Below are 338 nucleotides of genomic sequence, written 5' to 3'. Positions count from 1 at the left end.
ACAACGACGGAGGAATTATGTCCTATCTGCTGTTTGCCCAAGACGCCGGTTTCGTCAACTATATAGACGAGGGTACTCTGGGAGGCACCCAAAGCGGTATCGTCTACTCGCTCATCCCGAGTTGCGCGCAAGTCTTCGAGACCTACGAGATGGCCGAAGCCTTCATTGACTACAATGGACTGATTGCGACCACCATCATGCAGATCGCGGAGCCTCCTGCCGAAGAGTATCCTGACCTGTACACCTTGTACTGGCTTGACGGCCGCCGCACCCTTATCTCGGGCCACCGTCCGTTCCACGAAGCATTGATGTTGGCTGGCTACGGCGGTGGTGCGATC

At 56.2% G+C, this 338-nt stretch carries 1 protein-coding gene; it reads left to right on the top strand.

All coding sequences use genetic code 11. The features are described from left to right. Positions 1-17 precede the first annotated feature (17 nt). The coding region (locus tag AC1RPJ_RS07665; RefSeq protein WP_481762826.1) for a hypothetical protein at positions 18-338 on the top strand (321 nt) is incomplete at its 3' end.

This window comes from Dellaglioa sp. CoH-57-MRSF-17 (genome assembly GCF_056782015.1).
Note: the sequence above shows the minus strand (reverse complement) of the source record. Positions and strands in the feature narration are given on the sequence as shown.